The 23,150-nt window shown below is 68.5% G+C and carries 24 protein-coding genes; 14 read left to right on the forward strand and 10 right to left on the reverse strand.

Annotation, left to right across the window (positions count from 1 at the left end):
• Positions 1 to 395: 395 nt before the first annotated feature.
• On the forward strand, positions 396 to 857 hold the full coding sequence (locus AB0J95_RS29285) for a MarR family transcriptional regulator (protein ID WP_364764648.1): 462 nt from the start codon (positions 396 to 398) through the stop codon (positions 855 to 857).
• Here AB0J95_RS29285 and AB0J95_RS29290 read toward each other — a convergent pair.
• On the reverse strand, positions 843 to 1,664 hold the full coding sequence (locus tag AB0J95_RS29290) for a lysophospholipid acyltransferase family protein (RefSeq protein WP_364764649.1): 822 nt from the start codon (positions 1,662 to 1,664) through the stop codon (positions 843 to 845). The two genes, AB0J95_RS29285 and AB0J95_RS29290, sit on opposite strands and share 15 nt — an antisense overlap.
• Before the next feature lie 193 nt (positions 1,665 to 1,857).
• Between AB0J95_RS29290 and AB0J95_RS29295 the strand changes: the two genes are divergently transcribed.
• Positions 1,858 to 4,137 carry a DNA translocase FtsK 4TM domain-containing protein gene (locus AB0J95_RS29295; RefSeq protein ID WP_364765466.1) on the forward strand — a complete coding sequence of 760 codons (2,280 nt, stop codon included), beginning with the start codon at positions 1,858 to 1,860 and terminating at the stop codon, positions 4,135 to 4,137.
• Positions 4,138 to 4,155: 18 nt separating this feature from the next.
• Here AB0J95_RS29295 and AB0J95_RS29300 read toward each other — a convergent pair whose 3' ends face one another.
• The 3 genes from AB0J95_RS29300 to AB0J95_RS29310 are packed head-to-tail and all read right to left on the reverse strand — an operon-like array spanning position 4,156 to position 9,015.
• Complete coding sequence (locus AB0J95_RS29300; RefSeq protein WP_364764652.1) at positions 4,156 to 7,332, reverse strand: NACHT domain-containing protein; 3,177 nt, start codon at positions 7,330 to 7,332, stop codon at positions 4,156 to 4,158.
• A 14-nt stretch (positions 7,333 to 7,346) separates the two neighbouring features.
• Entirely contained in the window at positions 7,347 to 7,784 is a 438-nt protein-coding gene (locus AB0J95_RS29305) for a phospholipase (RefSeq protein WP_364764655.1), read from the reverse strand.
• Positions 7,785 to 7,833: 49 nt separating this feature from the next.
• Positions 7,834 to 9,015 (reverse strand): CoA transferase, encoded by a 1,182-nt coding sequence (locus AB0J95_RS29310; protein ID WP_364764658.1) that lies wholly within the window; start codon positions 9,013 to 9,015, stop codon positions 7,834 to 7,836.
• 102 nt (positions 9,016 to 9,117) lie between these two features.
• Here AB0J95_RS29310 and AB0J95_RS29315 point away from each other — a divergent pair, with 102 nt between their 5' ends.
• From AB0J95_RS29315 to AB0J95_RS29325, 3 genes are read left to right on the forward strand one after another with little or no spacing between them, the layout of a single operon-like run.
• Positions 9,118 to 9,441: a DUF397 domain-containing protein gene (locus AB0J95_RS29315; protein WP_364764661.1), complete on the forward strand. Its 324-nt coding sequence runs from the start codon at positions 9,118 to 9,120 to the stop codon at positions 9,439 to 9,441.
• Positions 9,432 to 10,250 carry a helix-turn-helix transcriptional regulator gene (locus tag AB0J95_RS29320; RefSeq protein WP_364764663.1) on the forward strand — a complete coding sequence of 273 codons (819 nt, stop codon included), beginning with the start codon at positions 9,432 to 9,434 and terminating at the stop codon, positions 10,248 to 10,250. Before AB0J95_RS29315 ends, AB0J95_RS29320 begins: the two co-directional genes overlap by 10 nt.
• 9 nt (positions 10,251 to 10,259) lie before the next feature.
• The gene (locus AB0J95_RS29325) at positions 10,260 to 10,640 is read left to right on the forward strand and encodes a VOC family protein (protein WP_364764666.1); all 381 of its coding nucleotides are present in this window, start codon (positions 10,260 to 10,262) and stop codon (positions 10,638 to 10,640) included.
• A 166-nt stretch (positions 10,641 to 10,806) separates the two neighbouring features.
• Here AB0J95_RS29325 and AB0J95_RS29330 read toward each other — a convergent pair whose 3' ends face one another.
• Positions 10,807 to 11,307 (reverse strand): amino-acid N-acetyltransferase, encoded by a 501-nt coding sequence (locus AB0J95_RS29330; protein ID WP_364764669.1) that lies wholly within the window; start codon positions 11,305 to 11,307, stop codon positions 10,807 to 10,809.
• A gap of 155 nt (positions 11,308 to 11,462) precedes the next feature.
• Here AB0J95_RS29330 and rimO point away from each other — a divergent pair, with 155 nt between their 5' ends.
• The 8 genes from rimO to AB0J95_RS29370 all read left to right on the forward strand — a co-directional run bounded on the left by rimO (position 11,463) and on the right by AB0J95_RS29370 (position 18,753).
• Entirely contained in the window at positions 11,463 to 12,812 is a 1,350-nt protein-coding gene (rimO, locus tag AB0J95_RS29335) for a 30S ribosomal protein S12 methylthiotransferase RimO (RefSeq protein ID WP_364765469.1), read from the forward strand.
• Positions 12,813 to 12,844: 32 nt separating this feature from the next.
• Positions 12,845 to 13,459 (forward strand): CDP-diacylglycerol--glycerol-3-phosphate 3-phosphatidyltransferase, encoded by a 615-nt coding sequence (gene pgsA / locus AB0J95_RS29340; RefSeq protein ID WP_364765472.1) that lies wholly within the window; start codon positions 12,845 to 12,847, stop codon positions 13,457 to 13,459.
• Positions 13,456 to 13,956 carry a CinA family protein gene (locus AB0J95_RS29345; protein WP_364764672.1) on the forward strand — a complete coding sequence of 167 codons (501 nt, stop codon included), beginning with the start codon at positions 13,456 to 13,458 and terminating at the stop codon, positions 13,954 to 13,956. Before pgsA ends, AB0J95_RS29345 begins: the two co-directional genes overlap by 4 nt.
• A 122-nt stretch (positions 13,957 to 14,078) precedes the next feature.
• Positions 14,079 to 14,615 carry a helix-turn-helix transcriptional regulator gene (locus AB0J95_RS29350; protein ID WP_364764675.1) on the forward strand — a complete coding sequence of 179 codons (537 nt, stop codon included), beginning with the start codon at positions 14,079 to 14,081 and terminating at the stop codon, positions 14,613 to 14,615.
• Between the two features lie 277 nt (positions 14,616 to 14,892).
• Positions 14,893 to 15,729, forward strand: coding sequence for a PspA/IM30 family protein (locus tag AB0J95_RS29355; RefSeq protein ID WP_364764678.1), 837 nt, complete (start codon positions 14,893 to 14,895; stop codon positions 15,727 to 15,729).
• Positions 15,730 to 15,768: 39 nt separating this feature from the next.
• Positions 15,769 to 16,593 (forward strand): hypothetical protein, encoded by an 825-nt coding sequence (locus tag AB0J95_RS29360; protein ID WP_364764681.1) that lies wholly within the window; start codon positions 15,769 to 15,771, stop codon positions 16,591 to 16,593.
• A gap of 132 nt (positions 16,594 to 16,725) precedes the next feature.
• Positions 16,726 to 17,985 (forward strand): solute carrier family 23 protein, encoded by a 1,260-nt coding sequence (locus AB0J95_RS29365; protein ID WP_364764683.1) that lies wholly within the window; start codon positions 16,726 to 16,728, stop codon positions 17,983 to 17,985.
• Positions 17,986 to 18,249: 264 nt separating this feature from the next.
• Positions 18,250 to 18,753, forward strand: coding sequence for a Uma2 family endonuclease (locus AB0J95_RS29370; RefSeq protein ID WP_364765475.1), 504 nt, complete (start codon positions 18,250 to 18,252; stop codon positions 18,751 to 18,753).
• On the opposite strand, the gene AB0J95_RS29375 is transcribed toward AB0J95_RS29370, so the two are convergent.
• From AB0J95_RS29375 to AB0J95_RS29385, 3 genes are all read right to left on the reverse strand, one after another.
• Positions 18,713 to 19,759: a quinone-dependent dihydroorotate dehydrogenase gene (locus AB0J95_RS29375; RefSeq protein ID WP_364764686.1), complete on the reverse strand. Its 1,047-nt coding sequence runs from the start codon at positions 19,757 to 19,759 to the stop codon at positions 18,713 to 18,715. The genes AB0J95_RS29370 and AB0J95_RS29375 overlap by 41 nt on opposite strands.
• A 283-nt stretch (positions 19,760 to 20,042) precedes the next feature.
• A complete protein-coding gene (locus AB0J95_RS29380; RefSeq protein ID WP_364764689.1) occupies positions 20,043 to 20,840 on the reverse strand; it encodes a DNA-formamidopyrimidine glycosylase family protein in 798 nt (265 codons plus the stop codon).
• Entirely contained in the window at positions 20,840 to 21,688 is an 849-nt protein-coding gene (locus tag AB0J95_RS29385; RefSeq protein WP_364764692.1) for a ParA family protein, read from the reverse strand. Before AB0J95_RS29385 ends, AB0J95_RS29380 begins: the two co-directional genes overlap by 1 nt.
• A 71-nt stretch (positions 21,689 to 21,759) precedes the next feature.
• Here AB0J95_RS29385 and AB0J95_RS29390 point away from each other — a divergent pair, with 71 nt between their 5' ends.
• Positions 21,760 to 22,488, forward strand: a complete 729-nt coding sequence (locus tag AB0J95_RS29390; protein WP_364764695.1) for a methyltransferase domain-containing protein — start codon at positions 21,760 to 21,762, stop codon at positions 22,486 to 22,488.
• Here AB0J95_RS29390 and AB0J95_RS29395 read toward each other — a convergent pair.
• Positions 22,442 to 22,771 (reverse strand): DUF202 domain-containing protein, encoded by a 330-nt coding sequence (locus tag AB0J95_RS29395; RefSeq protein ID WP_364764698.1) that lies wholly within the window; start codon positions 22,769 to 22,771, stop codon positions 22,442 to 22,444. The genes AB0J95_RS29390 and AB0J95_RS29395 overlap by 47 nt on opposite strands.
• Positions 22,768 to 23,118 carry a DUF202 domain-containing protein gene (locus AB0J95_RS29400; protein ID WP_364764701.1) on the reverse strand — a complete coding sequence of 117 codons (351 nt, stop codon included), beginning with the start codon at positions 23,116 to 23,118 and terminating at the stop codon, positions 22,768 to 22,770. Before AB0J95_RS29400 ends, AB0J95_RS29395 begins: the two co-directional genes overlap by 4 nt.
• Positions 23,119 to 23,150: the final 32 nt, after the last annotated feature.

Raw genomic sequence — 23,150 nt, forward strand, 5'->3', positions numbered from 1 at the left:
ACCACACCTGCTATGACGAACACACCGCCTGGGCCCACCGCACCCAAGATCACCAAACCGCCGCTTGACAAGCCACGGCCCTGGGATGTCTAACCCGCTACCTGCTGACCGGCGAGCTACTAGCCGATGAGCTGCTACCCCGCTAGCTGCTGACCGGCGAGCTACTAGCCAACTAGCTGCTACCCAGCTAGCTACTAATGGGCCAGCTACTAATGGGCTAGCTACTACCCAGCTAGCTACTAATGGGCCAGCTACTAATGGGCTAGCTACTACCCAGCTAGCTACTAATGGGCTAGCTACTAATGGGCTAGCTACTAATGGGCTAGCTACTAGCCGAGCATCTACTACCACGATATTAGCTAACTAGTTAGATATTAGCCTGTTAGTATCTTCACATGGCAGCGAGCTTTGATGACTGGGTGACCGCGACCCACGACCTGTACACGGCGATGCGCAAGAACCGCGGCCGCCTCGCCCAGAGCACGGCGGGTCTGTCGTTGTCGCAGCTCAGCATGCTCGAGGTGCTGCTCACCGACGGTCCCATGACGGTAAGCGGGATCGCCGCGGTCGCGGGCGTCTCCGGCCCGAGTGCGACCCGCGCGCTCAAGCAGCTCGAGAGGGACAGCGTCGTAACCCGCCAACGGTCCGTCATCGACGAGCGCGTCGTCGTGGTGACCCTCACCGACCACGGGCGCTGGCTGGTCGAGCGCCAGCGCGAAGCCCTACGGGAGATTCAGCAGCAGCACTTCGCGTCGCTCAGTGCCGAGGAGCGCGAGAACTTCGTCGACGTCCTGCAGCGGATGGCCAAATGGATCGGTGAGTGGCAGGAACTGCCCCCAGAACTACCGCCAGGGTGACTTGGTGTCCGTTGGCCTGGTGGGGTCGTGGAACTTGGGGGTGGTGGGTTCGTTGGGGCGGAGGGTCGCCAGGTTGTCGGTGATGGTTTGCATGATGCGTTTGTGGGCGCGCACCGCGTCGCCTGGTGTGCCCGCCGAGAGGTCCGCGAGGTCGACGGGGGCGCCGAAGTGGACCTTGAAGGTGGGGCGGCGGCGGACCGCGCGCAGGAACGACGTCACCACGGGTTTGAGGTCCGGCCAGCCGGTGACGACCTCGGTGCCCCAGTACGCGGCCTCGTGCGCGCCCCACTGCGAGATCGGGATGACGGGCGCGTTCGCGGCCAGGGCGATGCGGGCCACGCCCGTCTTGCCGCGTTCCGGCCACAGCCCGGGGTCGTGGCTGATCCGGCCCTCGGGGTAGACCAGCAGCGGCACGTTCGCGGACCTGATCGACTCCACGGCGGTGGCGAACGAGTCGATGACGGTCGCCTTCCCGCGTTCCACCCGCAGGTGCCCGGACTGGGTCAGCGCCCACCCGAGCACCGGCGTGTCCAGCAGGCCGCCGGCCAGCATGAACCGCGGCGCGATGCCGATCGACCAGCACGCCTTCATCAGCACCAGCGCGTCGAACACGCCGATGTGGTTGGCCGCCATCACCAGCGGGCCTTTGCGCAGCTCAGCGGGGACGTCGCCGGTCACTTCGAGCTTGCCGACCAGCGCGACGGCGGCCCGGTCGATCTCGAGCATCGTCCGCCAGATCAGGGGCGCCTCGGTCCGGCCGTCGCTGCGATGGCCTGGTTCGTGCCCGTCTCGGTAGAGCGCAACCATGGCGGGAGCATGGCATGTCCGCCGAAAGGCGCCTTCACCTGGGCCTCGGTGTGGCTGATGTTACGAGAGAGACAAGGCGACTACGGTGGGGCGCATGGCGAGCCGGTCGACAACCGCCAAAAAAGGCGCCGCGCGCAAGAAGCCCGCCCCGGCCAAGCCGGCGGCGAAGCCCGTCACCCGCAAGCGGGGGGTGATCGCGGGTGGCTGGAACCTGCTCGCGAAAGGGGTCGGCAGCCTGGCCCGCACCCTGGGCCGGACCAAGGAGCTCGACCCGGCGCACCGCCGCGACGGCCTGGCGTTCGGGCTGATCGCGTTCGCGGTGATCATCGGCGCCGCCGTGTGGTGGCGTGCGGCCGGGCCGATCGGCCACTGGGTGGAGATCGGCGTCCGCACGGTGATGGGGGCCGGGGCGGTGGCGTTCCCGTTGGTGCTGCTGGTGGTCGGGATCGCGCTGATGCGGTCGGACCCGCGGCCCGACGCGCGGCCCCGGTTCGTGGTCGGCTCGCTGTTGATGGTCTTCGCGCTGCTGGGCATGTTGCACCTGCTCAACGGTGGTCCGGACAACCTCGACCGGATGTACGCGGGCGGCGTGCTCGGGTACCTGTCCGGCGGGCTGCTGGAGGCTGGGGTGACCGCCTGGGTCGCGTTCCCCCTGCTGGTGCTGGCGTTGTTCTTCGGCGTGCTGGTGTTCACCGGGACGCCTATCCGCCAGATCCCCAACCGGTTGCGTGAGCTCGGCCGCGAACCCGAGGAGGAAGAGGAGCCGGTCGAGGAGGAACCCGTCGAGCCGGTCGCCGAGACCAAGCTGCGCCGTCCGTCGCGCCGCCGACAGGCCACGATGGCCGAACCGGTGGAGGAGCCCGCGCCGGAACCGGAGATGGCGGCCGAACCGCCGCTCCCGCCGCCGAAACGGGAGCCGAAGCCAAAGAAGGAGACCCAGCCGCAGCTGCCGTTGCAGCCCGCGCGGGTCGTCGAGGGCGACTACCAGCTGCCCCCGCCGAGCCTGCTGGAGGAGGGCGACGCGCCCAAGTCCCGCAGCCGCGCCAACGACACCATGATCGAGGCGATCACCGGTGTGCTGGAGCAGTTCTCGATCGACGCCCAGGTCACCGGGTTCACCCGCGGGCCGACAGTCACGCGTTACGAGGTCGAGCTGGGCCCGGGCGTGAAGGTCGAGAAGATCACCGCGCTGACCAAGAACATCGCCTACGCGGTGGCCACCGACAACGTGCGGCTGCTGGCGCCGATCCCGGGCAAGTCGGCGGTGGGCATCGAGGTGCCCAACAGCGACCGCGAGATGGTCCGGCTCGGTGACGTGCTGCGTTCGGCGACGGCGGTCAAGGACTCGCACCCGATGGTCGTCGGCCTCGGTAAGGACATCGAAGGCCACATGATCACCGCGAACCTCGCGAAGATGCCGCACCTGCTGTGCGCGGGGTCGACCGGTTCTGGTAAGTCGAGCTTCGTCAACTCGATGCTGGTGTCGCTGCTGTCCCGGGCGACGCCGGACGAGGTCAGGATGATCCTGATCGACCCGAAGATGGTCGAGCTGACGCCGTACGAGGGCATCCCGCACCTGATCACGCCGATCATCACCCAGCCGAAGAAGGCGGCCGCGGCGCTGACCTGGCTGGTCGAGGAGATGGAGCAGCGCTACCAGGACATGCAGGCCAACCGGGTGCGGCACATCGACGACTTCAACAAGAAGGTGAAGTCCGGCGAGATCACCGCCCCGCCCGGCAGCGAACGCGAGTACCGCCCATACCCGTACATCCTGGCGATCGTCGACGAGCTGGCCGACCTGATGATGACCGCGCCCCGCGACGTGGAGGACGCGATCGTCCGCATCACCCAGAAGGCCCGCGCGGCAGGCATCCACCTCGTGCTGGCGACCCAGCGGCCGTCGGTGGACGTCGTCACGGGTCTGATCAAGACCAACGTGCCGTCCCGCCTTGCGTTCGCGACCTCCTCGCTGACCGACTCCCGGGTCATCCTGGACCAGCCGGGCGCGGAGAAGCTGATCGGTATGGGTGACGGGCTGTACCTGCCGATGGGCGCGTCCAAGCCGGTGCGCGTGCAGGGCGCCTTCGTCAGCGACGAGGAGATCCAGGCGGTCGTCGCCTTCACCAAGGACCAGGCGCAACCGGAGTACACCGACGGCGTCACAACGGCTTCCGCGGGCGAGAAGAAGGAGATCGACGCCGACATCGGCGACGACCTCGACGTGCTGCTGCAGGCCGCGGAGCTGATCGTGACGTCGCAGTTCGGCTCGACCTCGATGCTGCAACGGAAGTTGCGCGTCGGGTTCGCGAAAGCGGGACGCCTGATGGACCTGCTGGAGAGCCGAGGTGTGGTGGGTCCTTCGGAGGGCTCGAAGGCCCGCGAAGTCCTTGTGAAGCCCGATGAACTGGAAGGCGTGCTGTTCACGATCCGCGGTGGCGGCGCCCCCGCGGACGAGGACTTCGAGGAATAGCCTAGATCTGGGCCGGTTCTAGCGCTGCAACGAACTCAGGAGCTTGACTGTCACTTGTGGACTGAGCTGATCGGGTAGCTGCTTCTCCAGCCAGGGAGCCAGCTTGACGGTCAGCGGGTGACGGATGTCCGCCAGCGGTGTCAGGTCGGGGTCCATGAGGTTGAGCCACAGTGTGCGCAGCGCGGGCAAGTCACCGATGAGACTCAAGTCGGTCACCGGGATCGCAATCAGCATCAGTGTTTCGAGAGTGGTGATCTGGCGGGCTGCCGCCAGATCGCGCAACTCAGCGCAGCCGCTCAAATGCAGAAAAGTGAGATCCAGACCGGCCAGGAGCCCCACATCCTCGATGGGACAGGCCAGGAGGCTGACGAAGTCAAGGCTCGGGAACAGGGATGCGATCCGCGGAACATCCATGATGTCGCAGTCCTGCAGCGAGAAATCGGTGAGCCCATTGTGTTCGGGCAGCATCGCCAAACTTCGGCATTCGTACACACTGAAGTTCCTCAGGTCGCTGAGCGAAGGCAGCGCGGCGAAGTCCGTCACAGCCCTGCAGCCGATCAGGTTGAGCCTGGTAAGACGGGGGACCGCGTGCAGGAAGTCCAGCGATCGCACATCACGGGTGAGGGGCAGACCTAGGTCCGTGAGCAACGGGAGGCCGCTCAATGCCTCGACGTTGGTGGCGTGACCACCGCCGGTGAACACGTTGGCCATCTCCAGCTCGGAGTGCTGGGCGAGCGGGCCGAGGTCGACTACCGCACCCGCCTTCGCGCGGGCTCTGAGTCGCTTCAAGCGTGTGGCCTCAGACAGGAAGTCGAGGTTCTCGATGTCCCTGTCCTCCACCACATCCACGACAGCTTGGGTGAGCCTTCTCAGGTGGTGTAGGTGCCGCACGTGGTCGATCTGTTTGACTTCGATCGTGCCGTCGCAAAGGGGCGCAACCGAAAGCACCTCAGCCGCGTACTGCTCAGCCGGGAAGTACTGCCACACCGCCGCCAGCTCCGCCTGCACCTTGTCCTCGGCCGTCGGCGCGTACCTTCCCAAGAGCCGCAAAGCTTCCTGACCGCCGACCAAAGCCGCCGTCCGAATACATGCCACGGCCTGAGGAACCGTCAGCCCGTCGAGCGTCCGCGGCAGCTTGCGCAGCACTCTGTCCCCGCCGAGGGACAACGACCGCGCCTCCTCCCCGCGCCGGGGCGGGATCAACTGATCAAGCGCCGCCTCGACCCGGGACGTCACCTCGGGATCGATCGTGTGCGCTGTGTCGAAGCATGATGCCGCGACGAGTTTGAGGCGGCGAGCGTGGCGCTGCTCTTTGTCTGCGCGGTCCAGCAGGGCGTTCAGCAGGCTCGTGCGGAGGGGAACGCTGGCGTGGCCCGCGCCCATCACGACGGTCTCTCGCCACTGGTCGAGGTGGGCGTTGCGGACCAGGAACTCCATCAGGTGTTCCTCGGCGGCTTGTTTGCCCGCGAGGTACTCCTGGAAGGTCCGGTGGATGAAGTCGATCCGGCCGGACACCGGTTCCCGGATCACCCCGCTGCGCTCCAGGAGGTACTTCAGGACGACCGTGGGATCCCCGGTGACATCGGGCATCCGGCGGATGCCCAGCTCGACCTGGGTGACCGCTTCGGCCAGGCTCGCCTCGGAGCGGCCGTTGAGGGTCAGCCACCAGGCCAGGTGCTGCAGGATGGTCAGCTTCGACTTCGTGGCCAGCTGGAGGTCACGGACCACCGGCAGCTCACGTTCGGCGTCCCGGCGTTCCAGCAGCAGCTCAAGGGAGGCCTCGTACAACCGCATCCGGTCGGGCGGTAACTGCTTGTGGCGGTCGAGGTTCAGGGCACAGAGCAAGGCGCACAGCAGCGGGGTCGAGGCGAGGGTGCGGAGGTGGCGGCGGGCTTCGAGCTGACGGGCCAGGGCGGCCTCGTACTCGTCGATGTCCTCGGGCGGGTCGGACTCGCGGATGGCCTCGTGCCACCGGCGACAGAACGCGGCCACGTCCGCGGGAGTCATGGGCTGCAGGTACAACGAACGGAAGCCGGTGAGCCACGCCGGTTCGGCGGCGCTGGGACGCGAAGTCACCACGACCCGGGTCCGCGGGAACGCCAACAGCAACTCCGACAACCACTTCCGCACGCGCGGGCGCCGTTCCGCCCGGAGTTCGTCCACGCCATCGACAAGGAGCAACGCCCTGCCGGAGGCGAACTGGCGGTGCGCCCAGCCTTCCGGCGCCAGCCCGGCCAGCGGCGGGGCGTTGGTGGCGACCAGGTCCTGTGGCTGGGGCAGATCGCCGTCGGGATAGCTGCGCAGCCGCACCAAGAAGGGAACCGAGCCGTTCCAATCGGCCAGTGCTCCCGTGAACGTGCCGCGGGCGGCGTTGACGGCAAGCCATTGCAGCAACGTCGTTTTGCCCGAACCGGCCTGGCCGCGCAGCAACGTCCGCGGGCTGTCCTCCAGCGCGTGCTCGATCCGGAGGTCCTGTGCCTCGCCGGACACCGACAGGCTCAGATACGCGACCGTGACGGAGATCTGCGGTTTGTACCGCCGGATGTCGACGCCGAACATCTCCAGCTGGTCGAGGGTGCTGCTGATGAAGGCCTGGTACCGCCCGGTGAACCCGGCGTCGTGGCCGGTGCCACGCGGGGCGTCCAGCGAGGTTCGCGGCAGGCGGTCCAGCACGGTCTCGATTCTGGACAACCGCCCCAGCATCTCGGTCAATGCGCGTGGCTGGAACGTCGGCAGGTTCTGCACGACGTTGACCAGGGCGACACAGGTTTCGTCCAGAACGGCGTTGTAGAGCGCCAAACCCGGTTCGCTCAGGCCGGCGCGTTTGACCGGAACGAGTTCGCGGACCTCACGGGCGAGTCGCACCGGGTCCATGTCCGCGCCGAGCATCAGGGTGTCGGTCAGGTCGGCGTCCTCCAGGGCGTCGACGACGGCCGACAGGGCGGCCTCGCGTTCGTTGTCCGGCAGGCTGAACTCGCCTGCCAGCAACGGGGTCAGCCGGCGGGCAACCTGATCGCCGATGTCCTCGAGTTGCCGCGCCAGCTTCCGTCGAGCGAACTGGTCCGGAAGACCGCTCGCGAGCAGGTCGGTGAGCTGCGCTTTTCGTTCCCCCGCCGCCTTACGGTGGCGGAGCCAGGCCTTCGTGGCATGGGTCGCGACTTGCCGTCCTACTGTGAGCGCGAGGGTCTCCAGCACCCACCGATGTTAAATCAGGTGCCCCACTTGCGGACGGCGGCGTAGTAGATCTCCGCCGTTCCCTTGCAGATGATGTTGCCGCCGCAGATCGAGTACATGTCGGACTTGAATTTGTTGTCGATCCGCAGTTTCTTGTCGGCGTTCCAGCGGCCTTGTTTCTTGTTGTTGCGGTAGCCGAAGTCGTGCCGGTGACAGGCGGGGGCGAAGTTGAACCCGAGCGGTTTGTCCGGCGACCAGCTGCAGGCGTCGGACGACCAGTCGAGCTGGTCGGCGTACGGACGGGAGTTGCGGATGGATTCGAACTGGGACAACGACTTGTTGAACGAGTAGTCGTCCGTGACGGTGGCCAGCTGCGCCGGGCTGAGCGCCGCGTGCGCGGTGCCGGCCACCATCACCATGGCGGTGACGGTGGTCGCCGCCGCGGTGGACACGCGCTTGAGCAGGTTGGGCACGTGACTCTCCTTTGTGGACCCTCCAGTAGAGCCACAGCGTGCGCGCCCGTCAGCCCGCCGCGCTACCTCCATTCGGGTTGTCCAAACCCAGCTCCGCCAGGATTTCGCCGGTGTGTTGGCCGAGTGTCGGGCAGTGTTCACGGATAGTGGCCGGGGTCGCGGAGAACCGCACCGGGAAACCCACCTGACGGTAGGCGCCTTCGGTAGGATGATCGGCCACGGTCAGCATGGGGTCGAAATAGGGATCGGCGGCGGCGTCCTCCAATTCGAGCACCGGCGCGAACGGAATACTGCGCGCGCCGCAGATCTCCTGCCATTCCGCGGTGGTGTACATCGGCGCGAATTGCTCGACCAGCGCGTAAAGCGCGGAGAAATTGTTCGCCCGCTGCCCGGGGTCCTGGAAACGCTGGTCCGCGGCGAGATCCGGCTCGCCGACGGCCTCGAAGAAGGCGGCGATGTTCCGGTCGGTGTACGGCAGGATGCAGGCCCAACCGTCCTTTGTGCGCACCGCGCGGTGCGGCTCGGCCATCGACCGGTTGAACCCCGTCGCGCCCATCGGCGGCTCGAAGGTGTGCCCGCTGAGGTGCTCGACGAGGTTGAACGCCAGCAGGGTGTCCGTCATCGGTACCTCGACCTGTTGTCCCGCACCGGTTGCGCGCTGGTGTACCAACGCGGCGAGTACGGCGTACGTGATGGTCAGCGCGCACACCTTGTCGGCCAGGATCGAGGGCGCGTAGTTCGGCTGACCGGTCGCCCGCCGCATCAGGTCGACGAACCCGGACGAGGCCTGCACGATCTCGTCGTAGGCGGCGAGCCCGGCCCGGTCGGAGTCGGTGCGGAACCCCTGGGCGTTGCAGTAGATGAGTTTCGGGTTCGCTGTGGACAGTCGTTCGTAGTCCAAACCCAGGCGCGCCAACGCTCCCGGCCGCATGTTGGTGAGCAGGATGTCCGCTGTGGACACCAGCTTCAGCAGCGCGGCCTGGCCATCGGCGGACTTCAGGTCCAGCACGATGCTGCGCTTGTTGCGGTTGACGTTCAGCGCGAGCTGCCCCATCCCGGGGTGCCGCTGCGGGTGGGTGATCCGGGTGAGGTCGCCGGCGGGAGGCTCCACTTTGATCACATCGGCGCCCATGTCGCCGAGCAGCTGGGCGGCATACGGGCCCATCACAACGGAAGCGAGGTCGATGACCCGGACACCCGCGAGCGGGCCGGACGGTGCGGTACTGGTCACGTGAAGTGAGTTTATGACCAGTGCACTCGCCGAAACGGCCTTGTCTGGGGGACAATCGCGGGGAGGTGCTTGCTTCAGACCGGCCGACGAAGGGCGAAGTGCATGCTCACCTGGCGGAAAAGCAGCTACAGCAGGGGCCAGGGGGACTGTGTCGAGGTCGCTTGGATGGAAGGTGTCCACACCGAGGAGCTGGAGGTGGCCGTCGACAGCTGCTTCCCGCGCAGCGACGTGATCGACTGCTTCGAGCTGGACTGGACCAGCAGCAGCTTCAGCCAGGGCGACGGCGTCCACCGCATCGAGATCGCTTGCGGGCCCACCACTCCCTCCCGCCCCACTGTGCTCATCCGTGACTCCAAGAACCCTGACGGGCCGTACCTGTCCATCACCCATTGGCGGTCCTTCCTGGCCTACGTGCGATGTCTCTGATCCAGGCCGAGTCGGCGACCGGGTGGTGGGAGTTCAGCTCGCGGCCGCCCGCGGCCGGGCTGCGCTCGGTCGTCCGGCGGTATACCGGATATCGGGAGCACTCGGTGGTTCCGTTGCGGCGCAGGGAGATCCCGACTGGTGACGTGCACCTGATCATGAGCTTCGGGCCGCGGCTGCGGGTCGGCGGTCTGCGCGAGGTGGTGTCTTTCGTTGCCACGGTGGAGGAATCGTGGGCCGATACGGAGTACGTCGGCGAGCAGCACGGTCTGCAAGTGACATTCACTCCTTTGGGTGCTAGCCGACTCCTTGGTGTTCCGCTCGACGAGCTGGGGACGTCCGTCGTCGAGCTCACCGATCTGCTGGGTCCGCCGGGGGCGTTGCTCATCGAACAGCTCGCGGATCTGCCCGACTGGCCGCAGCGGTTCGCGTTGCTGGACACCGTTCTGCCGATGTGGCTGGCCGAGGGGAAGCAACCCGCCCCGCTGGCCGCCTACGCCTGGCAGCGGCTCGTGGCGACCCAGGGTCGCGCCTCCATCACCTCTTTGGTCGAAGATCTTGGCTGCAGCCGGCGGCATCTGCTGACCCAGTTCCGCACCCACGTCGGGCTGGCGCCGAAGGCGTACGCGCGGGTGCTGCGGTGCCGCAACGCGATCCGGCTGCTGCGGGCGGGGGACTGGTCGATCGCGCGGATCGCCCAGGAGTGCGGCTACTTCGACCAGTCGCACCTCAACCGGGACTTCCGGCTGATCACCGGGGTCGCCCCGGCGCGCTTCCCATTTTTCCAAGCTGTGGTGCTCGACGACGCCTAGCGTCGACGCATGATCTTTCCCGCTTTGCGTTACCGCGACGCCGTCAAGGCCATCGACTGGCTCGTCGAGGCCTTCGGTTTTGAGAAGCACGCCGTGTACCTCACCGATGAGGGCACCGTCGCTCACGCCGAGCTCAGGTTCGGCAGGGGCGGCGTGATGATCAACTCGGCCGACCGGCCGCTGCCCGCCGTGCCGGACGACTTCAAGGGCGCGTTCTGCACCCTCTACCTCGTGGTGTCCGATGTGGACGCCCACCACGCGCGGGCCCAGGCGGCGGGCGCCGAGGTCACCCCGCTGGTCGACCAGGACTACGGCTCGCGCGAGTACTCCGCCCGCGACCTGGAGGGCAACCACTGGCACTTCGGCACGTACGCGCCCGAAAACTGGTGATTTCCCAGAGTGTGACGCAGGTCATTCCAGCCACGCGTTCGGGCGTGTCGGCGGCTTACGGTCATGGGCCAGTCGTACCCCGCCGATGTGTCCCGGCGGGCGCCCGAACGCCGGCCGGCCCGGGGATCACCCTGCCATCCCTCGGTCCGGCCGGCGTTCCTAACGACTACAGCTCCAGCAGCATCCGGCTGTTGCCCAGCGTGTTCGGCTTCACGTACGGCAGGTCCAGGAACTCGGCCACACCCTGGTCGAGGCTGCGCCGCATCTCCTCGTACACCTCCGGGCTCACCGGCGTGCCGTCGATCTCCACGAACCCGTGCCGCTCGAAGAAGCTCACCTCGAAGGTCAACGCGAACAGCCGCGAGATCCCCAGTTCCTTCGCGGTGGCGATGAGCCGCTCGATCAGCGCGTGCCCGATGCCCAGCCCCTTCGCCTGCGGCACCACCGCGATCGTGCGGATCTCCGCGATGTCCTCCCACAACACGTGCAGCGCCCCGCACCCCAGCAGCTCGCCGTCCCGCTCCGCGACCCAGAACTCCTGGATGTCCTCGTACAACGTCACCAACTGCTTGGCGAGCAGGACCTTGCCCACATAACGGTCCACAATCGCCTTCATCTGACGCACATCAGTCGCCCGAGCCCGCCGGACAACCAGACTCTCACTCACAACCCAAGAACCTAGTCCGCCGGGATCGGCGCAGCTGACGTGTGCTTGGTCTCGGCTGGCGAATTGTCGGCGGTGCCCTTGGGGAGTGCTGAGCACGGCGGCCGGGCGGTTACTCTCACTCTGTGTCTTCTCCCTCCGCGAAGCGGCGTGTCGCCATGCTCACGCTCGGTTGTGCCCGCAATGAGGTCGACTCCGAGGAGCTGGCCGGGCGGCTGACCGGCAGTGGCTGGGAGCTGGCCGAGGCCGAGCAGGCCGAGGTCATCGTGGTGAACACGTGCGGGTTCGTGGAGCAGGCCAAGAAGGACTCCGTCGACACGCTGCTGGCCGCGGCGGACACGGGGGCCAAGGTCGTCGCGGTCGGGTGCATGGCCGAGCGGTACGGCAAGGAGCTCGCCGAGAGCATGCCGGAGGCCGCCGCCGTGCTGGGCTTCGACGAGTACCCGGAGCTGGCCTCGCGGCTCGACGAGGTGCTGCACGGCAAGACTGTCGAGTCCCACGTGCCCGTCGACCGGCGGACCCTGCTGCCCATCAGTCCGGTCCAGCGCCAGGAGAACGAGGTCGTCGTGCCCGGGCACGGGTGGGGGCCGCGGGTGCTGCGCAAGCGCCTCGACGACTCGCCGGTGGCCGCGCTGAAGATCGCGTCCGGGTGCGACCGGCGGTGCACCTTCTGCGCCATCCCGAGCTTCCGCGGCGCGTTCGTGTCCCGCACGCCCGAGGAGATCGTCGCCGAGGCCGCCTGGCTCGCCGAGAACGGCGCCCATGAGCTCTTCCTGGTCAGCGAGAACTCCACGTCCTATGGCAAGGACCTCAAAGGCGTGACCCTCGAGGCCGTGCTCAGGGACCTGGCCAAGATCGCCAAACGGGTCCGGGTGTCCTACCTGCAGCCCGCGGAGATGCGGCCGAGCCTGGTCAAGGCCATCGCCACCACGCCGAACGTGGCCGACTACTTCGACCTGTCCTTCCAGCACGGCTCCGCCAAGGTGCTGCGCCGGATGCGCCGGTTCGGCGGCTGCGACGACTTCCTTCAATTGACCGACCAGATCCGGGAGTTCTCGCCACAGGCGGGTATCCGGACCAACGTGATCGTCGGATTCCCCGGGGAGACCGAGGAGGACCTGCGGGAGCTGGAACGGTTCCTGGTCGGCGCGCGGATGGACGCGGTCGGCGTGTTCGGCTACTCCGACGAGGAGGGCACCGAGGCGGCCGGGTTCGGCGACAAGCACGACGAGGACACGGTCGCCCAGCGGGTCGCCCGGATCTCCGCGCTGGTCGAGCAGCTGACCATGCAGCGGGCCGAGGAGCGGGTGGGCGACGAGGTGGTCGTCATGATCGAACAGGACGAGGACGAGATCATCGGCCGTGCCGCGCACCAGGCCCCCGAGGTCGACGGCGAGTGCGTGGTCGAGTCCGACTTCGAGGTCGAGCGCGGGGACTTCGTGCGCTGCCGGGTCGAGGCCGCTGAGGGGGTGGACCTGCTGGTCCGTGCCCTCGAGGTACTTCGGTGAGCACCGCGCCCGCCGATCGCGAGCATCAGACCGTGCCCGCGACCCCGCCGACCCCGCCGCCGAGACCGCCGGTCCCGCTGCTGAACATCGCCAACATCCTGACCGTCTCCCGGCTGGTCCTGGTGCCGGTCTTCCTGGTCGCCCTGTTCACCGAGGGCGGTCACTCGTTCGGGTGGCGGCTGGGCGCGACCATCCTGTTCGGTGTCGCCTCGCTGACCGACCAGCTGGACGGCTGGCTGGCCCGGCGGCACGGCCTGGTCACCGACTTCGGCAAGATCGCCGACCCGATCGCGGACAAGGCGCTCACCGGGGCCGCCCTGTTCGGCCTGAGCATCCTCGGCGAACTGCCCTGGTGGGTGACGATCGTGATCGCCGTCCGCGAGATCGGCGTCACACTGCTGCGCTTCTGGGTGATCCGCTACGGCGTGATCCCGGCCAGCCGCGGCGGCAAGCTCAAGACGCTGACCCAGATCGTCGCGATCGGGTTCTTCCTGGCGCCGCTGCCTGCCGCGTTCGACCCGGTGCAGTGGACGATCATGGGCATCGCGGTCGTGCTGACCGTGGTGACCGGCCTGGATTATGTGTTCCGTGCCCTACGGCTGCGCGCGCAGGGCATCCGGGCCCGCAAGGCCGCCGAGGCCTCGTGAACCCGCTGGCGGACGTCCTGGGCCTGCCGGAAGGCACCCTCACCAGGGTGATCGCGCGCCTGCGCAACCGGGGCGAGACGGTGGCGACCGCCGAGTCGCTGACCGCCGGCCTGCTCAGCGCGGTCCTGACCAGCGTGCCGGGGGCCAGCAAGGCCGTCCGGGGCGGCCTGGTGGTCTACGCGACCGACCTCAAGTGGGGCCTCGCCGGGGTCGACCCGGTCCTGCTGCGCGAGCACGGGGCGGTCCACCCGGACGTGGCCGTCCAACTGGCGACCGGCGCCCGCGACCGCTGCGGGGCGAACTGGGGACTCGGGCTGACCGGGGTGGCCGGTCCGGATCCCCAGGACGGTGTCCGTCCCGGCACTGTCCACATCGGCATCGCCGGGACCGGCCTTGACGTGGCGACAATCACTTTCCCCGGTGACCGGCACGCGGTGCGGGCCGCGGCCGTGCGTGTCGCGGTTGACCTGCTGCTGGAACACCTCGGCGCACCCTGACGGGGGAACAACCGGCCACGCTGAGTCGTTCGCCCTTGGCGGACGGGCCGTGAAGTCGATGCGTGATGTCACCGGCTCTCGGTAACGTTGACTCCACGGGCCCGCCGGTGAAGGGAGGCGCGATGACTGTGCTGTTGCGTGAGGCGATCGGTGATCGGCTGCGCCATGCCCGCACGATCCAGCGCCGGACACTGCGCGAGGTGTCTCGTACCGCGCGGGTGAGTCTGGGTTATCTGTCAGAGGTGGAGCGCGGGCAGAAGGAGGCCTCCAGCGAGCTGCTGGCCGCCATCTGCGACGCGCTGGAGCTGCCGCTGCCGGAGCTGCTGTACAACGTCGCCAACGACATGACCGGGCTGGACCCCAGCGAGCTGCTGGAGGCCCCGGCCGGCGAGTTCACCAAGTCCGCCAGCGTCACCGAGCAGCCGGCTCCCGCGCCGGCCGGCACCGGCGACGAGGCGGCGATGTCGGCGGCAGGCCTGGACGGCGGCCGGGCGCAGAAGGACCTCAGTGGCCTGACTCCGCAGGAGCTCAACGGCATCGGTCCGGACGAGCTCAGCCTGGACGTGGTCGGCGACACGCTGTCCGACCTGCGCATCCAGCCCGCGCTGTCGCATCGGCTCGGGCCGGAGATCGCCAGGGCGCGGGTGTTCGCCGCATAACGGATCATCAACGAGCGAGAGAGCCGGCCGGGTGGTGTGTCCCGGCCGGCTTCGCGCGTCCGCGCCGCGTGCTGGCCGAATCGTTACCTGGGCCCGCGGTGTAGGTTCGGAGTGGGGGCATGCTGGGGTCAGCCTGCCTGGTCCGGGTCAGGGACTTACCTGATTTACCCCTGGGCCCGGTGGAACCACAATCGTGCACCTGACACGATGGAACCCGGACACCTACCGGGTCGTTGCCTGTGGGCAGCCGTAGCACGCAAGAAGGCAGGCGGAGGAGATGGCCAACCCTTTTGTGAAGTTCTGGAAGTACCTCATGGCGTCGTTCTCGTCCAAGATCGACGAGCACGCTGACCCGAAGGTACAGATCCAGCAGGCCATCGAGGAGGCTCAGCGTCAGCACCAGGCCCTCTCGCAGCAGGCCGCAGCCGTGATCGGCAACCAGCGCCAGCTGGAGATGAAGCTCAACCGCCAGCTCGGCGACGTTGAGAAGCTGCAGGCGTCCGCGCGCCAGGCGCTGGTGCTGGCCGACGAGGCCCGCGCCAAGGGCGACGACGCCAAGGCCACCCAGTTCGAGCAGGCCGCGCAGTCGTTCGCCACCCAGCTGGTCACCGCCGAGCAGGGCATCGAGGACCTCAAGACGCTGCACGACCAGGCCCTGCAGGCGGCGGGCCAGGCCAAGCAGGCGGTCGAGCGCAACGCGATGGTGCTGCAGCAGAAGCTCGCCGAGCGCACCAAGCTGCTCAGCCAGCTGGAGCAGGCCAAGATGCAGGAGCAGGTGTCCAAGTCGCTCAACCAGATGAGCGAGCTGGCCGCCCCCGGCAACACGCCGTCGCTCGACGAGGTCCGCGACAAGATCGAGAAGCGGTACACCACCGCGCTCGGGTCGGCGGAGCTGGCGCAGAACTCGGTCCAGGGCCGGATGATGGAAGTCCAGATGTCCACCACCGAGCTGGCCGGCCAGTCCCGTCTCGAGCAGATCCGCGCCTCGATGTCCGGCGGTGCCAAGCAGGTCGGCGGGTCGACCGCGGCCAGCGCCCCCACGGCCAACATCCAGGCCGAGATCCAGCAGCGGGTGGCCCAGGAGCAGCGCGCCAACCCGCAAAGCAATGGTTGACCGCGCAACGGCTGACGTCTGACCTGAGAGGGGGACGTGGTGGACCACCGGCCGCGCAGAGCGGAGTTCGCGGAGTTACGCGACCTCGTCGAACGACAGTTGCGCGGTCCGATCGCCGACCACGTCCGCACCCAGATCACCCAGGCCACCACCCGGCTCGGCCGCTGGAACTCCCCGGCGGCCAAGCTGGAACGGCGCAGGCGGCGGCTCGCCGCCCTGATGTGGGTGTTCCTGTTCCTCGGCATGATCATCGCGGTGGTGGCCGCGGCCGGCATCGCCACCGCTCCGGGCGTCGGTGACGCCATCCTCAGCGGGATCACGGCGGTCCTCGCGCTCGCCGCGTTCACCGTGAGCGGCCGCGCGGGCCTGCGCCTGCGGGCGCTCAACCGGACCGCGCTGCCCGCGGCCGCCGAACCCGCCGTCTCCGCGCTCCCGGCCCGGTCCTCGCAGGCCAGGGAACCGATGGAGCGCCTGCAGGACGCCGAACGGGTGCTCGCTGACCTCCTCCGCCAGCTGAGCTCCCCGCGCAGCAGCGTCCCCAAGGACACCGTGGACCACGCCCGTGCGACCGGCGCCGAGGCCGCCGGTGCGTTGCGCGAGGTCGCCGCCCAGCTCCAGTCGGTCGAACGAGCCCGGGACATCGCCCCCGCGCACGAACGCGGCCCGCTCGCCGACGGCGTCCGCCGCCTGCGGGAACAGCTCGACCAGGGCCTCGACGGCTACGGCAGCCTGATCGCCGCCGCGGGCCGTTTGGTCGCCGCGAGCTCCACCGGCGGACCGGACAAACAAGCCCTCACCGACGCCTCCGACCGCCTCCACGGCCTGGCGGTCGCCCTGCGCGAACTCTTCCCCGAACGCGGCTGATTCCCGCCCGTCGGTTGTTCGACCCACGCCCCTTAGGGCAAACGTGTGATAACAGTTATGTCACGCGGGACTGGTGAGCGGGTGGCATGGCACTATGCCCTGCGAGGTTCGGCAGGGAAGGGCTCCACTGTGATGCTTTGGTCGGTACACGGCGATGGTCGCCGCGTCGCCGACGGCGAGCTCATCGGGTCCAGGGAGCGGCTGAGCTGGCCGGTGATGATCGGCTTCGGCGCCCAGCACGCCGCCGTGATGATCTCCGCGACCCTGCTGGTGCCGATGGCCGTGGGTCTCCCACCTGCGACGACACTGCTGTTCACCGGTATCGGCACGATCGTGCTGCTGGTGGTCACCCGCAACCGGGTGCCCGGTTACCTCGGCTCGTCCTTCGCGTTCATGACCCCGCTGGCGATGGCCAAGGAGCACGGGATCGCCGCCCAGCTCGGCGCGGTGCTGGTGGCCGGCGGCATCCTGATCGTGTTCGGCATCGCGGTGAAGGCGCTGGGTGTGCGGCTGCTCGAGTCGGTGCTGCCGCCGATCGTGACCGGCGGGCTGGTGCTGCTGGTCGGGTTGAGCATGGCGCCCTACGCGACCGAGCCGTTCGCCGCCCAGCCCGGCATCGCCGCGGTCACCCTCGGGGTGGTCCTGCTCTGCCTGGCGCTGTCCAAAGGCACGTTGGCCAGGCTGTCCATCCTGATCGGGGTGGGTGCCGGCTGGCTCTTCGCGATCATCAGCGGGCGGATCGAGGACACCAAGATCGACGCACTGGTGGACGCGTCCTGGCTGGGCCTGCCGGACGTGCAGGCGCCGGAGCTGCTGCCGAGCGTGATGGTGCTGTCCGTGCCGGTCGTGCTGGTGCTGGTGGCGGAAATGGTCGCGCACGTGAAGGCGATCGCGGCGGTCAGCGGCGAGGACCTCGACCCGAACATCGGCGACGCACTGATCGCCAACGGCATCTCCACCGCGCTAGCAGGCACGTCGGGTGCCGTCGGCACGACGGCATACCCCGGCAACACCGGTCTGATGGTGGGTACCAGGGTGCTGTCCACGGCGGCGTGCGCGATGGCCGCGGTGCTGGCGATCCTGCTCGCGTTCGTGCCGAAGGTGACCGCGTTGATCAACACCATGCCGCCCGGCGTGGTCGGCGGGATGAGCCTGGCGCTGTTCGGCCTGGTCGCGATGATGGGCGTGCGGATCTGGACCGAGGCCAAGGTGGACCTGACCGACCCGGTGACCCTGCTGGTCGGCGGCATCGCGGTGGTGGCCGCGGTGGGCGACCTCACCGTCTCAGTATGGGGACTCGAGCTGCATGGAGTGGCCTGGGGATCCATGCTTGTGGTCGTGCTTTACCCGGTGGTGCGGCGCCTACGGGCGCGTCGCGGAAAAATCACCTGAAAGGCGGCTGGGTACCCATAAAGCCTAGTGATTAGGCCGAACATCGCACTCACGGTGATCGCCGGAGATGATCTGGCGCAGCACCCGGGGAGAGACGTTCCAACGGTCGGGTCGCTAGACTTCACCGGTTCATCGATGCTTCATCGGCTGGTCGTTTTCGCAGGTAGAGCGTTTGCTGGACGGAAAATGGAGGGTGGTCGCACCATGGTGTCAGTCCCCGCGTTTCCCTCCGGCAGACCGCTGACGCGGGCCGACCTGGAGTCGATGCCTGATGACGGGCACCGTTTCGAGTTGGTCGACGGGGTGCTTGTCATGAGCCCCTCGCCGCGCCCACTCCACCAGCGCGCCGTGGCCAGACTGCTCGCGGCGCTGACCGTCCACTGTCCCACCGACCTAGAGGTTCTCCCGGCACCAGTCGACGTCATCCTGGCCGACGACACCGTGCTGATCCCTGATGTCATCGTCGGCCGCCGCGCGAACTTCACGCGCAGCGGCCTCGCCGGGCCGCCGGTGCTGGCCGTCGAGGTGCACTCGCCGAGCACGCGCCTGGTGGACCTGGAGCTCAAGCGGGCCAAGCTGCAGGAGGCCGGCTGCCCGCACTACTGGCTCGTCGACCCGGACATCCCGACGCTGCGGTGCCTGGCGTTGCGAGACGGCCGTTACGTGGAGACCCATTCGCTGGCCAGCGAACAGTTCGCCGAATTGGCCGAACCGTACCCGGTCCGGCTCAGTCCCGACGGCCTGGTGAATCCCTACGGTGTCGACTGATCCGCCGGACCAGACCCGGTCCGCGGTAGATGAACCCCGTGTAGATCTGGACAAGTGACGCACCGGCGTCGAACATCCGCGCCGCGTCGGCCACGTCCAGGATCCCGCCCACGCCGATGACCGGCAGCGAAGTGTGCTTGTGCACGAACGAGACCACCTCGAGGGCCCGCTGGGTGAGCGGCCGGCCGCTCAGGCCGCCCGCCTCCGCCGCCAGGTGCTGGTCGCCGGGTGCCAGACCGTCGCGGCTCAGCGTCGTGTTCGTGGCGATGATGCCGCTGATCCCGTGCTCCTCGCAGACCTCGAGGACCTCGCCGACGGCGTCGTCGGACAGGTCCGGCGCGATCTTGACCAGCAGCGGCCGCGGCCTGCCGCGGTCCTTCTCCGCCATGGCCCGGCTTTCCAGGCTCAGCTCGGCCAGCAGCTCGGACAGCGCCTTGCGGTCCTGCAGGCCGCGCAGGCCAGGGGTGTTGGGCGAGCTGACGTTGATGGCGAAGTAGTCGCCGTAGGGGTAGAGCGCGCGCAGTGAGGTGCGGTAGTCCTCGACGGCCTCCTCGACCGGGACGACCTTGGACTTGCCCAGGCTGATGCCCAGCGGGACGGTCCGCCGGTGGGTGGCCAGCCGGGCCGCCAGCGCCTCGGCACCGGCGTTGTTGAAGCCCATCCGGTTGATCACGGCCTCGCTGCCGACCAGCCGGAACAGCCGCGGCTTGGGGTTCCCGGGCTGAGGCCGGGCGGTGACGGTGCCCACCTCGACGAAGCCGAAGCCCAGCGCGGGCCAGGCGTTGAGCGCGATGCCGTCCTTGTCCATGCCGGCCGCCAGGCCGACCGGGTTGGGGAAGCGCAGGCCGAACGCCTCGACGGGCGCGTCGACGCTGAAGTAGCGGCGGACGGGTGCGAGCAGCGGGCCTGCCTTGGCGAGGATCGCGGTGGTCCGGTGGTGGGCCACCTCGGCATCACCGCCACCGAACCGGAAAAGGCCACGTCGAATCAGCTCGTACACGCCCACCATGCTGCCTTGCGCAGAACACAGAACAACCCCCGGGGTGACTCCTCGTGTCGGACGACAGGTGCCGATCGACAAAAGGTCCAGGAAGCGGACTACTCCTGGAAACCCCGGGGGCCGGTGACTGCTGTGGATTCGCCGACCACCGCCCGCGTCACGGCAGCTCGCGCTGTCATCCCGTGTTCGAGGGCCGGCAAAAGACCAGTGGTGGTCCTAGCGGACAGCCACCTCACGTGTCCTGTTGGTATACAACTTTGGACCACCTCCTTTCTCGTGTACGACCAACCTATGTGATCTCCGGAGGGGTCGCCAACGAATTTCGCCGTTGGCATACAGGGCAGAACCAGGTCTTGCGAATCTCCAGGCCGGTGCCCTGGTCGGCCACCTGGATCCGGCCGCCGCACTTGCGGCACTGGCGTTGCCCGTAGACCCAGGTGGCGGGCCGGCGCAGGCCCGTCGTGTTGCGGGACGGGGTGGTGGCGTTGCGCGTGAGCAGTTCGTGGCTGAGGTCGACGGCCCGCCGGGCGTCCACTTCGGACACCTTGGCCCATGGTGAGACGCCGAGCAGGAAGCAGACCTCGGCCTTGTAGACGTTGCCGACCCCGGCCATCACGGTCTGGTCGAGCAGGGCGAGGCCGATCTCGCGGTCCGGTCGCGCGGCGAGGGCCTGTGCGGCCGTCTCCGGATCCCAGTTCTCGCCGAGCAGATCCGGGCCGAGGTGCGCGATCCGGGCGTCCTCGTCCTTGGTGCGCAGCAGTTCCATGTCGTGCAGGCGCACGCCGAGGGCGAAGTGGTCGTCGTTGGCCAGGATCGCCCGGACGTGGTGCGCGGGCGAGTGCCAGCGCTGACCGGTCGCGTGGATCTGCCACGAGCCGTCCATCATCAGGTGGTTGTGCAGGCTCAGGTCCTTGTCGAACCGCACGAAGATGTGCTTGCCGTAGGTGCGGACGCCCTCGACCGTCCGCCCGGCGAGGTCCACTGTGGACAGCCGGGGATGGCGGAGTTCGCCGCGGCGCAACACCTTCCCGGCCAGTGCCTGGGTCAGCCGCAGGCCGGTGTAGTAGACCGTGTCGCCCTCGGGCATCAGGTGTTCGCGGCCTCGTCGTCGTCGCTCTCCGGCCAGGCGAACTCGTGGTGGCGCCCGCGCCGGCCGGACCTGAGCACCCGGGCCAGGATCAGGTTGAACGCCAGCGCGACCTCGCGCGCGCCCGGCGTGCCCCACTGGTGGATCGGCATGCAGGCGCCCTGTGCCTGCTGAACGGCGAGCCGGTCCGGCAGCGCCACCGGCATCACCAGGGAACCGAAGTGCTCACGCAGTTCCTGGATCCGGAACTGGTGTTCGTAGGACCGTGGCCGCACGCGGTTCACCACGACCCCCAGGGTCTGCAGGTTCGCGTTGTACTGCTCGCGGGTCTCGGCGATCGCGTCGAACGCGCGTTGCGCACCGGACACGGCGTACAGCGTCGGCTCGGTGACCAGCAGGGCACCGCCCGCGGCGACCAGCGCCGAACGTGTCAGCCGTCCGAGTGAAGGCGGGCAGTCCAGCAGCACCAGTTCGTACGGGAGGTCGCCCTCCTCGATGAAGTGGTTGACCTCCTGCAGGGCGCGGCCGAGGTTGCCGAGCCTGCGTGCGCCGGGGTTCGGATGGTTGAGCTCCTCGACGTCCTCGGAGCCCACCAGAATATCCACCCCCTCGCCCCAGGAGCTGGCCGTGATCGCCGCGCGGACCACGGGGAGCCGGGGGCTCTCCAGCACGTTCGCCAGGGTCGTACCGGTCTCCTCCGGATCCAGCGTCGCGGTCGCGTTGCACTGCGGGTCCAGGTCGACCACCAGGGTCCGCGCGCCACGCCGCAACGCCGCCGAAGCCAGGCCGAGCACCACCGTCGTCTTGCCGACACCACCCTTGAGACTGAGCACTGCGACCGTCTGCACCCCGAGAGCGTACGGTCTTCAGCCAAACCCCGTCTCGGGTGCCGACCACCAGCCGCATTAGCATTTTTCGCATGAGACCGGATGCCGTTCGACGCGTACTGAACGCCGAGTTGGCCGCTGTACGCGAGCGTGGAGTGCCTCGTGTGCTCGACGTGGGCGGCGGCAGCGGGGTGTGGGCCGTGCCCCTGGCCGCGTCGGGCTGCTCGGTGACCGTGGTCGACCCCAGCCCCAACGCGCTGGCCACGTTGCACCGCCGTGCCCAGGACGCCGGGGTGCTGGACAAGATCACCGCTGTTCAGGGTGACAGTGACGCCCTCGCGTCGCTCGTGCCTGCCGGGTCTGCTGACCTCGTGCTGGGGCACGGTGTGTTGGAGGTCGTCGACGACCCCAAGACCACTGTGGCCGCCATGGCAGAGGCCGTGGCGCCGGGTGGGGTTGTGTCGGTTCTCGTCGCGAACCGCTTCGCCGCCGTGCTGCACCGGGCGGTCACTGGGCGGCTCGTCGACGCGCGTCGCCTGTTGGACGACCCCGCCGGCCAGCTCGTGGAGGAGTCGCTGACGCGCCGGTTCGACGTGGCCGGGTTGACGCAGCTGCTGGTCGAGGGCGGGTTGGCGGTCGAGTTGGTCCAGGGACACGGTGTGGTCGCCGATCTCGTGCCCGGGTCGGTCCTGGACGGCAACCCGGGGGCGGCGGACGCGTTGGCCCAGCTGGAGCTGGCGGCCGCGACGCTGTCACCGTTGCGGGACATCGCGGCTAGGTTGCACGCGCTAGGACGTAAACAAGCCCCAGCAGGCCAGTAACCACGGTCATTGCCGTTGCTATGAGTGCTAGTCCACCGCCAGGTAGTGGCGTGCCTTTGTTGAGCCTGTCGTCAGACGTCCGGTAACGGCGCCATGCGAGCCACCCCGCAGCCAGGCCCAAGCCTGCTATGACTGCTAGCAGTACTAGGGCCAGCTCCAGACTGTAGTGAGCCGCAAAGCGGAACACGACGAGCGCGACGACCACTAGCGACGCCGACGTCCTGATCCAGGCAAGGGCGGTTCGTTCGACCTGGAGACCGTGGTCCCAGGGCTGACGGTTCATCGCAGTACCAGCACGACGGCCAGCACCCCAGTGATCGCGAGCCCGACGCCGAGCACGGCGGCCATCCAGGGCGACGGCAGTGGCTGTCCGGTGCGTAGGGCCCGTTCGCACGCGATCCAGTGCTGTAGTGCGCTGACGCTGCAGACAATGCCGGTGACCAGCAGGGCCACGGCGACGACGAGCTTGAGGACATGGTCGTCCGGCCCGAGGGCGGCGAACCCGACGCCGCCGGCCATCAACGCCAGCGAGGTGCGCAGCCAGGCGAGGAAGGTGCGTTCGTTGGCGAGGGAGAAACGCGGGTCCGGCTCGTCACCGACTGAGTACACGCTCCTCGGCCACCGGGTCACGCGCAGACGGTAACCCGGAATTGTCGGTGCGG

It is taken from the genome of Actinocrispum sp. NPDC049592, from assembly GCF_040675465.1.
Lineage (GTDB): Bacteria > Actinomycetota > Actinomycetes > Mycobacteriales > Pseudonocardiaceae > Kibdelosporangium.